11 protein-coding genes and 1 pseudogene are annotated in these 14,848 nt (G+C 65.5%); 4 read left to right on the top strand and 8 right to left on the bottom strand.

The window, feature by feature from the left end:
- Positions 1–21 precede the first annotated feature (21 nt).
- On the top strand, positions 22–1,209 hold the full coding sequence (locus tag P1Y20_RS15730; RefSeq protein WP_304449655.1) for a CaiB/BaiF CoA transferase family protein: 1,188 nt from the start codon (positions 22–24) through the stop codon (positions 1,207–1,209).
- Here P1Y20_RS15730 and P1Y20_RS15725 read toward each other — a convergent pair.
- Positions 1,193–2,416 (bottom strand): MFS transporter, encoded by a 1,224-nt coding sequence (locus tag P1Y20_RS15725; RefSeq protein ID WP_304449654.1) that lies wholly within the window; start codon positions 2,414–2,416, stop codon positions 1,193–1,195. The genes P1Y20_RS15730 and P1Y20_RS15725 overlap by 17 nt on opposite strands.
- Positions 2,417–2,667: 251 nt before the next feature.
- Between P1Y20_RS15725 and P1Y20_RS15720 the strand changes: the two genes are divergently transcribed.
- The gene (locus P1Y20_RS15720) at positions 2,668–3,459 is read left to right on the top strand and encodes an IclR family transcriptional regulator (RefSeq protein ID WP_304449653.1); all 792 of its coding nucleotides are present in this window, start codon (positions 2,668–2,670) and stop codon (positions 3,457–3,459) included.
- Between the two features lie 661 nt (positions 3,460–4,120).
- On the opposite strand, the gene P1Y20_RS15715 is transcribed toward P1Y20_RS15720, so the two are convergent.
- From P1Y20_RS15715 to P1Y20_RS15700, 4 genes and pseudogenes are all read right to left on the bottom strand, one after another.
- The gene (locus P1Y20_RS15715) at positions 4,121–4,519 is read right to left on the bottom strand and encodes an IclR family transcriptional regulator domain-containing protein (RefSeq protein WP_465261622.1); all 399 of its coding nucleotides are present in this window, start codon (positions 4,517–4,519) and stop codon (positions 4,121–4,123) included.
- Positions 4,520–4,605: 86 nt separating this feature from the next.
- A complete protein-coding gene (locus P1Y20_RS15710) occupies positions 4,606–5,460 on the bottom strand; it encodes a beta-keto acid cleavage family enzyme (protein WP_304449651.1) in 855 nt (284 codons plus the stop codon).
- Between the two features lie 184 nt (positions 5,461–5,644).
- Positions 5,645–7,318: an aldehyde ferredoxin oxidoreductase family protein gene (locus P1Y20_RS15705; protein WP_304449650.1), complete on the bottom strand. Its 1,674-nt coding sequence runs from the start codon at positions 7,316–7,318 to the stop codon at positions 5,645–5,647.
- Between the two features lie 36 nt (positions 7,319–7,354).
- Positions 7,355–7,585: pseudogene (locus P1Y20_RS15700) on the bottom strand (SDR family oxidoreductase); the annotation flags it as partial.
- On the opposite strand from P1Y20_RS15700, the gene P1Y20_RS15695 reads away from it, so the two are divergent.
- Entirely contained in the window at positions 7,583–8,053 is a 471-nt protein-coding gene (locus P1Y20_RS15695) for a metal-sulfur cluster assembly factor (protein ID WP_304449649.1), read from the top strand. The pseudogene P1Y20_RS15700 and the gene P1Y20_RS15695 sit on opposite strands and share 3 nt — an antisense overlap.
- A gap of 767 nt (positions 8,054–8,820) precedes the next feature.
- Here the strand turns inward: P1Y20_RS15695 and P1Y20_RS15690 are convergent.
- The 3 genes from P1Y20_RS15690 to P1Y20_RS15680 form a co-directional block, all read right to left on the bottom strand.
- Positions 8,821–9,243 carry an acetyl-CoA hydrolase/transferase C-terminal domain-containing protein gene (locus P1Y20_RS15690; protein WP_304449648.1) on the bottom strand — a complete coding sequence of 141 codons (423 nt, stop codon included), beginning with the start codon at positions 9,241–9,243 and terminating at the stop codon, positions 8,821–8,823.
- A complete protein-coding gene (locus P1Y20_RS15685; protein WP_304449647.1) occupies positions 9,240–10,304 on the bottom strand; it encodes a TrmB family transcriptional regulator in 1,065 nt (354 codons plus the stop codon). The genes P1Y20_RS15690 and P1Y20_RS15685 overlap by 4 nt, the downstream gene beginning before the upstream one ends.
- A gap of 190 nt (positions 10,305–10,494) precedes the next feature.
- Complete coding sequence (locus P1Y20_RS15680) at positions 10,495–12,651, bottom strand: alpha-amylase family glycosyl hydrolase (protein ID WP_304449646.1); 2,157 nt, start codon at positions 12,649–12,651, stop codon at positions 10,495–10,497.
- A 104-nt stretch (positions 12,652–12,755) separates the two neighbouring features.
- Between P1Y20_RS15680 and P1Y20_RS15675 the strand changes: the two genes are divergently transcribed.
- Entirely contained in the window at positions 12,756–14,831 is a 2,076-nt protein-coding gene (locus P1Y20_RS15675) for a DUF7997 domain-containing protein (protein ID WP_304449645.1), read from the top strand.
- Positions 14,832–14,848: the final 17 nt, after the last annotated feature.

Raw genomic sequence — 14,848 nt, 5'->3', positions numbered from 1 at the left:
GCCGGTCGCATGGTGGGTGGTATGAAGCCGTTAGACGACCTCACAGTCGTCGACTTCACGCAATCGGTCGCCGGACCGGTCTGTACGCAACTGTTGGCCGAGATGGGTGCGACCGTCCTCAAAGTCGAACCGCCGACCGGGGACAACTTCCGGAACCTCATGGACGGGAACATCTTCGCGCCGTTCAACCACGGCAAGCAGAGCCTCTGCGTCGACATCAAAACGGACGCAGGCCACGAGATCGTCGGCCAACTCGCGACCGAAGCCGACGTGGTCGTCGAGAGCTTCCGCCCCGGCGTCCTCGAGAAGTTCGACCTCGATTACGAGTCGGTCGCGGAGCGGAACGAGGACGTGATCTACTGTTCGCTGTCCGGTTTCGGCCGGAGCGGACCGTACCAGTCGTATCCTGGATACGACCCCTGCATCCAGGCCATCTCCGGGCTGATGGCGATCACTGGCTACGCCGACCGTCCGCCCGCGCGTATCCGTGCGAGCCTCATCGACTGCGGAACGGGGGCGAACGCCGCGTTCGCGATCCTCGCTGCCGTCCGCGGTCGCGACCGGGGCGGCGACGGGACCCACATCGACATCTCGCTGTTCGATGTGGCCGTCTCGTGGATGTCGTATTGGGTCACGAACTACGACCAGACCGGCGCGTTACCCGAGCGTGCTGGCGGTAAAGGAATCGGAAGCGCACCAAACGGCGTCTTCCCGACCGGCGATGGGTACATCTACGTCGCGACACTCTCGGAGGCGATGTACGAGCGGCTCTGTTCCGTCCTCGACCGCCCGGATCTGCTCGAGGACGAACGGTTCGAGACGATCGAGGACCGCATCGAGCACCGCGAGCCGCTCCGCGACGAGCTGATCCGGGAGTTCGAGGCGTTTGCGTCCACAGAACTCGAAGTCGAGCTCCTCGACGCGGGGATCCCGTCCGGGGCGGTCCGAACCGTCGCAGATCTCGTCGAAGACAACGAACACGTCGACGCCCGGTCGATGCTCGTCGACACCTACAACCCGGAGGTCGACGAGGAGGTCGTGACCGCGGCACTCCCGTTTCGGTTCAGCACCGGGATACACGGCGGCGGCTACTCCTCGCCTCCGCCGAAGAAAGGGGAACATACCGACGACATCCTCACGGCCCTCTCGTACTCCGAGCGCGAGATCGAACGGTTACACGAGACAGGTGCGGTCAGCTCGAGTCGGTAGGGCTCGGGATGCGAAACGCCAGGAGGAACATACCGCCCGCGAGGGCGGACAGGGCTACGAACCCGGCGTCGAAGAACCCCCGATCGGCCGCCGCGCCGAACAGGACCGGTGTCGTCGCACCGACGGTGAAGCCGACCGTTCTGAGGATGCCGAACCCCGTCCCCCGGACGTCAGCGGGGAGCGCCCGGAGCAGGGACGGTTCGAGAACCGTCGCGAAGCCGAGCAGCGTGGCCGTGAGTGCCGTGATTCCAGCGAGGGGAAGGAACCCGTCGACCAGCGGAAGGGCCGCGAGGGAGACCGTCGGTCCGCTCGCGACGATGAGCAGCGAACGGCGCGTACCGAACCGGTCGTAGGCCGCGCCGGCAAGCGGTTTGATACAGATACCGAGCGCGAAGAAGCCGCCGAACAAGACGCTGGCGAGAGTCGTCGAGAGCCCCTTCTGCTCGACGAGATACGTCGGGTAAAAGCTCGTGAACGCCTGCCAGACGGCGAGCCCGAGGACGAGAGCTACCGTCCCGTAGACGACCGGCGGCTGACGTACCGCCGATCGGAGCGTCGCGAGGTCGTCGCGGGTGAACCCTCCCCCGCCCTCCGACGTGCTCGGAGGACGTGCCGGAACGACGAGCCAGAGGGACCCGGCCGCCAGCAGGAACAGCGGCACGACGAAACCGTAGCCGAACTGCCAGAGAGACGCCGCTGCGATCACGCTGGCGAGCGGTGGCAGGACCGACTGGCCGGCGTCCTGCGAGGCCGCGGTCACACCGTTGGCAGCACCGAGACGCTCCGTGTAGAGCCGCGAGAGAACGGTGTACCGCCCGATCGCGTACAGCGCGGTCCCGAAGCCGAACAGTCCCGTTGCGACGAAGAGAACGAGCGTGGAGCCAGCAGTCACGACCAGCGTCAGGGTTATCGCGGAGAGTACCGCACTGGCGGTAAGCGTGGTCCGCTCCCCGAAACGGTCGGCGAGGACGCCGCCCGGAAACTGTCCCAGTGCGTACGCGAGAAACAGCACCGTCAGAAGGAGACCGGCGGTCGTCAGATCGAGCCCGTAGGCCGACCGGAGAGCGGGGAGCAACACCGGATAGATCATTCGCACGCCGATCGAGAGGAACCAACCGCTGGCGACCGCGAGGAGTACCGTACCGCGACCATCGCTCCAGAGGTCGAGCGCCCCGTTTCTGAGCACGGCGATGGTCTCGGAGTTCACAGTTGCCCTGCCGAAGCGGTACCGACGTGAATGTATAACTATTCCGTTCAGACAGTACCGACGGCCCCGGTCAGGGCGAGATTCCTCCCGAAGAATCTCTACTGGAGAGCCCCGGATAGTCGTCTCGCCGTCGACACTGATACCCCCGGAAAAGTAGAGCGCGAGCGTCTCGGAACGGGCGGGGTTCCGTCTCCTACTCAAGTGGTTTCTCGTGAGGAAACACTAAGTGTGTTGGAGAATGTGTACCACATATGGCATCGTCACGAAGCGAGGACGACGAAAGGGGCAGCGGGACGGCGGCCGTCCAGTCGGTCGGTACGACGCTCGCACTCATCGAGGCGCTGCAGGAGCGCAACGGAGCAGGCGTCACGACACTCGCAGACGACCTCGGCTACTCGAAGAGCACCGTCCACAAACACCTCGCGACGCTCCGTTCCGAGGATTTCGTCGTGAAGAACGGTGATGTCTACAGTCTCGGCCTCCGATTCCTCGACGTCGGCGGGCAAGTCCGGGCGAACTTCCGCGGTGCGGACCGCATCAAGCAAAAGGTGCGTGCGCTCAGTCAGCAGACCGGGGAACTCGTGCAGTTCATCACCGAGGAACGGGGCCGTCCGATCGTCCTCTACCGTGAGGTCGGGACGAACGGCGTCAATAGCAGGACGCGCGTCGGAAAACGACTCTACCTCCACCAGATCGCTGCCGGGAAGGCGATCCTCGCGAACCTTCCAGAAGCGCGAGTAACCGAGATAGTCGCACGTCATGGCCTTCCCCGCGCGACGGACGCTACCATCACCAACCGCGCAGCACTCGGTGAGGAGCTCGCGACGATCCGTGAACGGGGCGTCTCGTACTCGCTGGGCGAGAGCACGCGGGGCCTCAACGCCGTTGCCGTCCCCATGTTCGCACCCGACGACGAGGTACTGGGAGCGTGTGTCATCTCCGGGCCCAGCCATCGACTTCGAGGGCAATTGCTAGAGGAGGACCTCCCGAGTGTCCTGCTCGGTGCGGTCAACGAACTCGAACTGAACATCACGTACGAGTAGGCGTTCGTGAGAGAGAAACACTATCGCAACGAACGACCGATGACGAGGGAGTCGTCTCGGTCGAGCGATGGCGTTGGAACGGCGTCGACCACCAGCTGGGACGGCCGACGACATTTGACGCGAGGAACTACTAGGAGGATACGCAGACGCCCGACACCAGTAACCGTTGACGAGAGCGTCGTACTTCCCGACACAGATGGTGGTGAATCGGACCGTAAGAAGTCCGAGCTTGGCTCCAGCGGGTGATCGACCATAGAGGTCGACGGCGATGACAAACATGTATTTGTCAGGAAAAACGAACGAGCCGTGTACAGCTGTTACCCCAGCGTCCTGAATCAGCGTTGGTGGGCTCTGGACTAGAACCACGACAGGTACATCAGGTTCACGTTCTACAGGGTCATTGTGTGCTGGTCTAGTTGAGGGAATGTGGGGACGGGCAGGTACGGCGACTAAATAACATATCTATCTTCGTTATTAGCAATGGCGTGCTGAACCTTGGCCGGGAGACGCTAGCTTCCTGTGCGAAGGAAGCATTCGAGTTCGAACTCGTTGGCGACCCCCTGTACGCTCCCGGGGAGTTGCGCTTCGAACCACTCGTTGCTCATCCGGTTGGCGGGGCTCGCTACGCTGAACGCACCGACGATACGGCCGTTCGTGTCGGTTACGGGGACACCGACCGTTTCACCCCCGCCTCTCTGTCTCTCGTGGTTGCACGAGGAACCCGCTCGGTGATAGCTCGGCGTTCGTCGAACGGTTGTTCCCGACCGGTACTGGTGTTCTCCGTCGCCCTCGGGAGTTCCCACTGGTCGATGTTCCGCTCGACGGTCGCCTCCGGGAAGCGCGATAGTATCGCTTTCCCGACCGCCGGCTGGTGGAGGCAGAACGGCTTGCCGACCATCGAATAGTACCACACCGCGTGTTTGCCCGAGAACGTGTGGAGACACACGCCCCGGCCGTTCTCGTCGACCGTCGGTCGTGCCCTCTCCGTGTGTCCGTAGCGGAACTGTCGCGTGGAGTTCCGACCGACGAACGTGAAGTGGGTGTGATGAACGGTGGCAATTACATCGGACGATGGTGAATCGGAGTATCCGGTGCCGGTCGGCGACGCTGCACGGGTCGTCTCGCCAGGAACGGAGTGTTGTAGAATCAGAGGCCGAGCAGTTCACGTGTCTCGGTGGGCGTCGCTACCGGTCTGTTCACCTCGGCGGCGATGCGTGCCGTCCGCCGAACCAACTGCGCGTTACTCTCCGCGAGTTCCCCCTTCCGATAGTAGACGTTGTCTTCCATGCCGACGCGGACGTGCCCCCCCATCGTCATCGCCATCGTCGTGAGTGGTAACTGGTGGCGACCGAGCGCGAGCACTTGCCACTCACTCGCTCCGGGAAGGTTGTCGACGAAGTTTATGACGTTTCGCGGCGCCGCCGGCATCCCGTTTTGCATCCCGAAGATGGTCGTACACCAGTAGGGAGGTTCCAAAAGGTCCTCGTCGATGAGGTGGTTCATCTCGGGTATGTGTCCGGGATTGAACAGTTCGAGTTCGGGCTTGACGCTGGCAGCGCGCATCGCTTCTGCGTACTCTTCGTTCTGCTCCCGGGTGTTCACCGCGGTTCGGGTCTGACCAAAATTGATCGGACCGAGGTCGACGGTCGCCATCTCAGGTCGAGGGTCGGTCTCCAAGATCGGTGCGATGCGCTCTTCGCGTGACCAGATCCCTCCACCGCCCGTGGTGAAGTTCACGATGATGTCGTCGCAGTGGTCGTCGATGGCGTCACGAATCGCCTGGAAGCGAGCAACGTCTTTCGTCCCGTCCCCCTCGTCGTCTCGGGCGTGGATGTGCGCGATGGACGCGCCGGCTTCCTCACACGCCGCGAGGTCCCGTGCGATCTCCTCCGGTTGCTCGGGCAGGTTCGGGTTCGCCTCTTTGCCGTGGTGGCCACCGGTCGTCGCTACGCTGATGACGAGTTTCTTCTCGAAATAGTCCTCGTAGCCCTTGTATGCCATTCCAGTAGACGTGCTACCAAGACAGGTAAGTAATTTTTGTCAGCAGTCCTGCGTGTGTCCATCGACCGCGGAAGGTCGATATCGTGAACCGACAGTTGATACCTGATCGCGCGACGCGCCTATCTTCGAGGCGCTCGGGAGCAACGGCCCGCTCCGCGACGCGGACCGAGGCCGAGTGACGCGGTCAGTCCCCGGTCGAGGCTGCCACGCTGTCGTCGGGCACCGTCCCGTCGGCGTTCCACCCTCGCTGCTCGTAGTAGTCGTCGAGTGCCGCTTCGAAGTCCGGCAGGTCGTACGGGAGCGTATCGTCGGCGCGGTCGAACCCCCGCTGGTTGTTGAAGTGGCGTTCGAGTTCGACGGTCCGTGACCCGACTGCGAGCAGGTCGTCGTAGTCGGCGTCGAACAGACCCTCGAAGCGTTCGGGCGTCATGAAACTCCGCGAGAACCGACAGACGATGCCGCAGTCCTCGAGCGCCCGCGCGTTCTCCTGTCGTACGACGTGCGGTGCCTTGCCATCGAGTCCTGTCGGTTCGAGCGCATCGTCCTGCGGGACGAGCGGGTACTCCCACGCGTACATCGTCGTGAACATGTGGTCGGCCCCGCGGTTGGCCGTCGCGTACGAGAGACCCTGGCCGTTCAACGTGCGGCCATCGTGCGCCGCGAAGTCGAGGCCCTTGACCGTCCAGTTCTCGACACCGAGTTCCTCGTGGAACCGGTCGATGCCTTCCGCCAACAGGTCGCCATCGCCTTCACGACGAGCGATGTTCTCGACGGTCTCGTGAACGAGGTCGGCGTTCCCGAACTCGTCGGTCGCCGCGAGGTAGGCAGCGACGGCGTTCCCGCACGAGATGGTGTCCATCCCATAGCGGTCGCACAGTTCGTTCGACTGCATCACGTCGACGATGTCGTCGACGCTGCAGTTGGAGCCGAACGCCATCACCGTCTCGTACTCCGGCCCCTCGGTTTCGACGCCCCGTTCCTCGTCTCTCGTCGGGAGTTTACACGCGAACGCACACGACGAGCAGGTCCCCTTCTGGTACTTCTTCTCGCCGACACGGTCGCCGTTGATCCCCTCGACCCCCTCGAAGCGTAGTTCCGAGAAGTACCGGGTCGGCAGCGCCCCCACCTCGTTCGCGAGGTCGGTGACGCTGGTCGTTCCCTGCTCTTTCATGATGTGGTCCGCCGTCGCCGCCTCTCGATGGACGTCCATCTGGAGCGATGGTATCTCCACGTCACGCCGGGAGTCACCCTGGAAGGTGACGGCCTTCACGTTCTTCGACCCCATGACCGCGCCGAGGCCGCCGCGACCGAACGCCCGGGATTCGGTCGTCATGATGGAGGCGAATCGGACGCGGTTCTCGCCAGCCGGGCCGATACACGCGACGTGTTCGCTCGAGAGGTCGTGTTCTCGTTCGATGTAGTCGGTCGTCTCCGGAACCGTTGCGCCCACCAGGTTGGGGACTGCCTCGAACGTTACCTCCTGGTCGGAGACGTGGACGATCAGTAGGTCGTCGCTCTGTCCGGTGAGTTCGACGGCTGCGTACCCCGTATCGGCGAAGTTCCGCGACATGAACCCGCCGGCGTTCGACGAGAGGAGTCCGCCAGTGAGCGGCGAGATACCAGTGCAGTTCATCCGGCCAGTGAAGCTCATGTTCGACGTCTGCATCGGTCCCGTCGTGAAGAACAGGCCGTTCTCCGGGCCGAGGGGGTCGGCGTCGAAGGGGAGCCGGTCGTGTGCGAGTTTCGTAGCTACTCCCCGCCCACCGATGAACGATTCCAGAACCGAATCGACGGTCTCCGTGTGTACCTCCCGCGCGCCGACGTCGACACGACAGAGAGGGCCCTCTACGGATAGCATACGCTTGAGAATCAGTGGCAGGGTCAATAAACGTTCCTACGCGAAGGAGCGGTACGCCGTAAAGCCGCCGTCCATGACGAGGTTGTGTCCGGTGACGAACGACGACTCGTCGCTCGCGAGGTACCGTACCGCATCGGCGACCCCGCCGAGTTGTCCGGCACGACCCAGCGGCGTTCGTTCGGGGATACCGCCGGCCGTCTCCCCGTCCACCCTCGTCGTGGCCGTCTCGATGAACCCGGGGGTCACGGCGTTGACACGGATACCGTGTTCGCCCTGTTCGACCTACGATACCTGGACGACAGCCACGGCCGACGACTGACCACGTCAACGGCGAGTACTCCCGGCCAGCCGTTCTCGAACGGACTGAAAGCGACGGTCCGTGGTCAGTTACTGGAGGTGCTCGACCCCTGTCGCTGTATGAGTGACCACCCAGTGAACATCGTAGACCTCGGTCTAATCGAGGCGACCGAGGCCGACGGCGGAACGGTCGACGTCACCGTCCTGCTGACGTCCCAACGGTGTACGTACTTTCTCGATATCCACGACGAGATCAGCGAGGGTGTCGCCGCGCTCCCAGCAGTCGACGACGTCGAAGTCCGCCAGGACACGAGCGGGAAGATATGGACGCACGCACGGATGTCCGAGCGCGAGCGTACCGAACGCCACCAGCGGTTCACCGAGCGTATGGAGGCCGCGGATATCACGCCGTCGCCGAGCAGTATTGTAAGATTGTGAATTATTACATAGTAAATAGCGCCCATATTTCAGGCCAGATAACTATTCGACATAATACGACTGTTATTTGTCACGACTATCTGAAGTAGTTAATTGTCAAATATCTACACTTAATTCGATAGATTTAGCGATAAGTTTGCAAATATAGCAAAATTTTAATATTTTGAGATATATTATATAGTGGCCAGATGGTATATTGGGAATCAGAAATATGATAGATATACGTAGACGCATGCGGGGACACAGCGAAACACGAACGTTGTCGTGCTTGATTTCCGAATTACTACGGCCACCGACGAAGCCTTAGCGCCCCGATAAAACAACAAATCGTTACGGCGGTGCTGTACGAGACGGGGCTTCCGCCCTGACCGGTAGTGACATCGATACGTCAATAACTCCGGTGGTACGCATCGATGACCGTTTCGAAGGTTGACCCGTGGACCACACGGTTCGAGAGGAACGCTCCTCTACGATATCCGGACGCCTGCCGCGGTACGTCACGGCGCTTGAGGTGCTCACCGCCTTGGTGCTGCTCGCTGGCTACGTCTGGTGGCTTACATGTACTTTCTTGGCGGGGCCTGAGCGAGTCGACCGTCCGACTGCGGGGGGACTCCCTCTTCGCGCCGCGTTTCGTCGATCTGTGACCTGAGCTTGCGGAGCAGAGAGCCGAAGCACGGAAGACACCGGAATCGAGGGGCAATGGTACCGGACGAGAGACGGTACGACGACCGTATCCGTCTGTCGACAGTTCACGGTACGTTACAGTGTCACTCCTGCCACCGGACCGCCCGCTCGATGCCGTGGGGAATGTGATTTTCCTGTCCCTTCACGTCGTCGAGGTACGCCCGCAGGCTCGGGCGGAATTTGGGGTGAGCGCAGCGGTCGATCACGAGCTCGGCTCGTTCGACAGGCGAAAGTCCGCGTACGTCCGCAACCCCCTGTTCAGTGACGAACACGTCGACATCGTGTTCGGTATGGTCGACGTGGAACGTCGTCGGCACTACCCGGGACACTTCACCGCCTCTCAACGTCGAGGGGAGTGCACAGATGAGCCGTCTGAACCCGCACGCGGCAGGCCGCGATTTGCACCGTATGCGAGGTGGCTCAGCGGCGATGCACTGGTCGCGTTCGGGGGGTCGCTGGCGGTCGGGGGGAGCGGTCGACCGGGCGGGAGTCGCCCGCCTCGTCACGCCTCGTCGACGTCGGCGCGTTCGAGCGTCACGCTGTCGGCCTCGATGTCCTCGACGAACGCGCCGCCGCCGCCGACGGTGACGAGCCCCTCGCTCGTCTCGACGACGAGCGTGTTCTCGACCGGGAAGGCGTTGTTCGACGGCGCGGCGAGACCCTGCCGCACGTCGACGACGCGGCCGACGATCTCGTCGTGACTGTCCGGACCGCGGGTTCGGCGGCCGCGGATTCGGGCGCGAAGAGAGGTGTTCGCCCGGAGGTGCAGCGTCGTCTGGAACACCGCGTGGCGGAAGTTCGTGTACGTTTTCGGGAGCGTCGCCGGTTCCGCGGCGTACACCTGCTGGGCCATCGGCCAGTAGTTGCCGAGAAACGAGCCGACGATGACCGGACCGAGTCGCGGTTCGGTGAACGCGATGGCGCGCGCGCCGCTGTTCGACCGGGTTATCATCTCCGTCGGCGCGACGAGCCCGACACGCTGGTCGGTGGTGAGCATCGTCGGCATCGGTTCGCCCCACGCTCGGGCGACGCTAGCGACACCCTCCAGTGCGGTCTGTCGCTCGCTGTCGGCGTCCGCGACGACGAGCAGTACCAACACCCCGCGGTCGACGGCGGCGCGGAGCGAGTCGGCGACTTCGTCGAGGGTCGTCGCCGGCAGCGACAGCGTCACCTCCTCGTCGGCGTCGTCGATGAGCGAGCGGATGCGTTTGAGCACCGTCACGCGCGACTTGATGACCTCGAAGCGCTCGGTCTCGGGGGCGGCCTTCGAGTAGCGCGCCTCCAGGGCCGGGCGCATGGTCTCGATGTCCTCCGTCAGCGACTCGATGACCTCCTCTGGCGGATTCGCCCGGATCGTCGTCGGTACGACGTGGTCGTTGACCGAGACGAAACCGCGGTCTTCGAGTTTTTCGCTGACGCTGTAGACGTAGCGTTTCGAGACGCCCGCGGCGTCGGCGACGGTACTCGCCTTCGCCTCGCCGTGTTCCAAGAGCGTGAGGTACGTGTCTATCTCTTTGTCCGAGAGACCGAACTGCTGGAGCACGTCCCCGAGTGCGGCGTCGTCCATACGTGTATGAGTCCCGGAAAGGTACTTAAGACACGGTGATAGACCATCTGGCCCCCGAGACCGTGCCGGTGCGAAAACGCCACGGTCGGCGCTCGTCGTGTCGGCCAGCGCGTCTCCGAGTGAGTCGGAGCGTCGACGGCGGGATCCGAGCGTCGTCGTGACCGAACGCCGGCGAACCGGCCGGCGTCGACTACGCCGCTCGCAGTACGACGGCGTCGGCGACGCGGAGTTCCTCGCCGGCCACGACCGCCTCGCCGGACAGCAGGTCCGTGGGTTCGACGGGTTCGCCCAGCGACACCGTCGCCGGGTCGGCGGCGAAGTTGAGGACCACGACGTACCGACCGTTCTCGTCCTCGCGAGCGTAGGCGGTCACGTCGTCGGCCTCGGCCCCCTCATCGCCGGCGGTGACCTCGTACTCGAGCGGTTCGACGCGTCCCTCGCGGAGCGTCGGCGTCTCCGCCCGCAGCGACGACAGCGCGCGGTGAAACGCCGTGAGGTCGGCGTCGCCGTCGTACCAGCGCATCGGGCCGCGCTGCTCCGGGACGCCGCGTTCCTGCCCGTAGTAGATCATCGGCGCGCCCGGCACGGTGAACGTGGCCGCTGCGGCCGCCCGTAGCGACGCCTCGTCGCACTCGTCGAGGTAGCGGTCCTCGTCGTGGTTCTCGACGTAGCGGAGGTGAACGGCCGCGTCCGGGAAGCCCGCCCACGTCGCGTCGTCGAGCGCGTCGAGGACGGCGTCGGCGGGTTCCTCGCCCAGACCGACGTCCCGGAGTGTCTCGTACAGCGTCGTGTCGTAGTGCATCTGGAACTCGCCCTCGTGGTAGTCGGGGTCCCGCGGGATGGTCTCGTCGAGGAGGAGAAAGTCGTCGGGGACGCGGTCGCGGACCTCCTTCCAGAAGGCGTGGGAGACCCCCCACGCCACGTCGCAGCGGAAGCCGTCGACGACGCCCGCCCACTCGTCGACCACGTCGAGCATCCACCGGCGGACCGAGAGCGAGTCGTAGTTCAGGTTCGGGATGCGCTGCCAGTTGAAGTAGTACTCGGGTATCTCCTCGCCCTCCCCGCCGACGTCGGCCCACCCCACGTCGACGACGTTGCGGTCGGCGTCGACGCGCCGGAAGTGGTCGGCGTACGCCTCGACGCCCGCCGAGTGCAACTGGAACGCGGGGTGGTCCCGCGAGGTGTGGTTGATGACGAGGTCGAAGACGACCTCGATACCCGCTTCGTGACAGCGGTCGACGAGCGACTCGAACGCCTCCCGGGAGCCGAGGTCCGAGGCGGTGGCGAAGTAGTCGGTGATGTGGTAGCCGTGGGTGGTCGGGCTGGCGAGCACGGGCGTCAGCCAGAGGCAGTCGACCGAGAGCGACTCCAGGTACTCGACGCGGCGCTCGATCTCGGCGAACGTCGTCGGCAGCGTCTCGCCCGCGAACGAGCGGACGAAGATCTCGTACACCGTCGGCGACTCGGCCCACTCCGGCGGGTCGTTCGGACGGGCGACGGACACTGCGTCGCCGCCGGCGTCGGCGACGTCGAGGGTGACGGTGTCGCCGATGCTACGACGCTCGCCGGCGGTGACGGCGTGGATACGCGCACGGTCGGGGAGCGCCTCGACCGGGACGCGGAGTTCGCGGCCGTCGATGCGCACGTCCTCCTCGCCGAGGTCGTCGCGGCCGTCGAGGTGGAACTCGACGGGGAGGTCGGCGTCGGAGAACTCGCTGTCGGGGGCGGCCTTCGGCGTCGCGGTGACGACCGCCTCGTCGCCGGCGACGCTCGCGTCGAGTCGGAGTCGGGGACGACCGGGGCCGTCGACCTCGACGCCGGTGCGGACGCCCTCGGCGAGGTCGTCGTTCACCGAGAACGCGGCGGTGTACTCGCCCGGCGGCAACCGCACGTCGAGGACGTAGTCGTCGCCGACGCGTCGCGGCCGCTCCGTCGCGAGCAAGTGGTTGTTGAACGGACCGCTGACCGAGATCGGGGTGTCGTTCAGTTCCGACTCCTCGACGGGGAGGTCGGCGGCGGCGACCGAGAACTGCGCGGCGCGACGCTCGTCGGGGAAGGCGCGGACCGTCAGTTCGTGCGTGTCGTCCGGCGCGTCGAGGGTGACGGTGTACGTGCCGGCGACGTCGGGGTGGAAGTGGACGACCGGTCCCGGCTCGTCCTCGCGGGCGTCGGGGGGCGGGGAGCCAGCGGGCGCGCCGACCGACAGTGCGTCGCCCGTCTCGAACGCGCTCGCGTCGGGCGCGTCGGCGACCGACCACCGGTACGAGGCGTCCGGGTTCGGGGTTCGTGGGGCCAGTTCGACGGATTCGCCGACCGAGACGAAGCGCGGCGGGCCGGGATGGTGCATACCCCTGAAGGCGAGTGATAGGGTATCACTGTTCCGCTTCGGCTCAAAACTGTGAACGACAATCTCACCAAGAGTTATTACCCCGGCGCGGCGTCTCACTTTCGATGCAACTCCGCGACGCCCTCGACGACTACAAGCGACACGAGGGGCACGACACACGTTTCCCGGGCGAACGCCGCTCGACGACCGGTCTCTTCTCGGGGCTCGGCGGCCGACTCGTCCACGTCGAACGCGACGGGTCGCTGCGGGACTTCGGCTACCCGCTGACCGGACGCAACGGGCTCGACCGGAGTCGTCTCGGTCTCCGCGTCGGCGACGACGTCCACTGGTTCGAGGCCGACGAGACGGTCTCGCAGCGCTATCACGAGGCGACGGCGCTGGTCGTCACCGAGCGCGAGACGCCGGTCGGAGCGGTGACGCAGTACGACCTCACCGTCGGCGACGCGCACCTGACGCACGTCGAACTCGACGCGCCGCTGGCCGACGAACGAACCGTCGAAGTGGTCACCTACGTCGGGTTCGCGCCGAACGCACAGGACACCCGGATCGGCCAGCTCCGACACGAGGACGCCGTCGAGGTGTACCACACGACCGAACACGACTTCGTCGGGAGCACGACCGGGGTCTCGGACCTCCACGGACAGGTTCCGGCACGCTTCGCCGAACTGCTCGACGACACGGCGGTCGAACTGCCCCGGCCCGTCTCCGAGGACCGCTACGAGGAGGACCGACTCAGCGGCGACCTCGTCGCGTTCCTTCCCGTCGAGTCCGGACGTACGACGCTCGTGACGCTGCTCACCGACGAGAACACGACGACTCGCGAGGCGGCGCTCGGTCGACTCGACGACCTCGCGACGGCGTACGACGACGCCGCGGCGCTGCGCCGGAGCGCCGAAGCCGAGGCGTCCGAGGTGCCCGACGACACCCCCCACGCCGGCGCGGTAGCGGCGGACGTCCGCGTGCTCCGCTTCCTGTCGGCCGAGACGGGCCTCCGCATCGCCGGCCCCGACTTCGACCCGTACTACGCGTACTCGGGCGGCTACGGCTACACCTGGTTCCGCGACGACGCCGAGATATCGCTGTTCGTCGACGAGGCGGCCGACTCCATCGGACTCGACCTCGACGCGTGGACCGAGCGGAGCGCGCGGGCCTACCTCGCCACCCAGCAGTCCGACGGGACGTGGCCGCACCGCGTCTGGCCCCGCGACGGGACGCTCGCCCCCGGGTGGGCCAACGGCCGCCTCGAAGCCGGCGACGGCGTCGACTACCAGGCCGACCAGACCGGCAGCGTCGTCACGTTCCTCGCGTCGGTCGTGGACGAACTCGACGGCGACCTCCGCGAGGAGGTGGTGGCGGCGCTCGACGCCGCCCTCGACGGACTGGACGACACGCTCGCCGACGACGGGCGGCCCATCGCCTGTCAGAACGCCTGGGAGAACATGGACGGGCGGTTCAGTCACACGGCGGCGACGTTCCTCGAAGCGTACGCGGCGGTCGCCGACGCCGACCTCGACGCGGCGACGACGGCGCACGCGACGGAACAGGCCGACCGCATCTACGAGGCCCTCGACGACCTCTGGGTCGCAGAGCGTGAAATATACGCGCTCCGCGAGTGCGAAGGTGTCGACGAAGCCGAGGGGTTCGAGGCGGGGGAACTGGACCCGCGCTACGACTCGGCGACGCTCGCGCTGGCGGCCGCACACCGACAGTACGCTCGCGTCGGCGACGTCGACGGCGACCGACTCGACCGACTCGTCACGCACGTCGAGAACACCGTCGAGGGGCTCTGGCACGACCCCAACGGGAGCGAGGTCCGCGGACTCGTCCGCTACGAGGGCGACGAGTGGCGACAGCGCGGACAGGGCCACGAGAAGATCTGGACCGTCTCGACGGCGTGGGGCGCACACGCCGCCGCGAACACGACCGCGCTCCTCCGCGCGCACGACGACGACCGGGCCGGTGCGTTCGCGACGCTGACGGACGACGTGCTGTCGCTCGTGCTGCCGGACGGTCCGCTCTGCATGGAGACGGGCTACCTGCCCGAACAGGTGTTCGACGACGGCACCTCCGACAGCGCGACGCCGCTGGGATGGCCGCACGCGCTCCGGTTGGCGACGGTCGCGCTGGCGGACGAACTCGGTCTCGACGTGGGCACGGAAGCGCCGACACCCGCGGAGTGAGGGGAAGGACCCGGTTC

The organism is Halomarina ordinaria (assembly GCF_030553305.1).
GTDB lineage: Archaea > Halobacteriota > Halobacteria > Halobacteriales > Haloarculaceae > Halomarina > Halomarina ordinaria.
The sequence above is the reverse complement of the archived record's forward strand: the minus strand, read 5'-3'. Positions and strand labels throughout refer to the sequence as shown.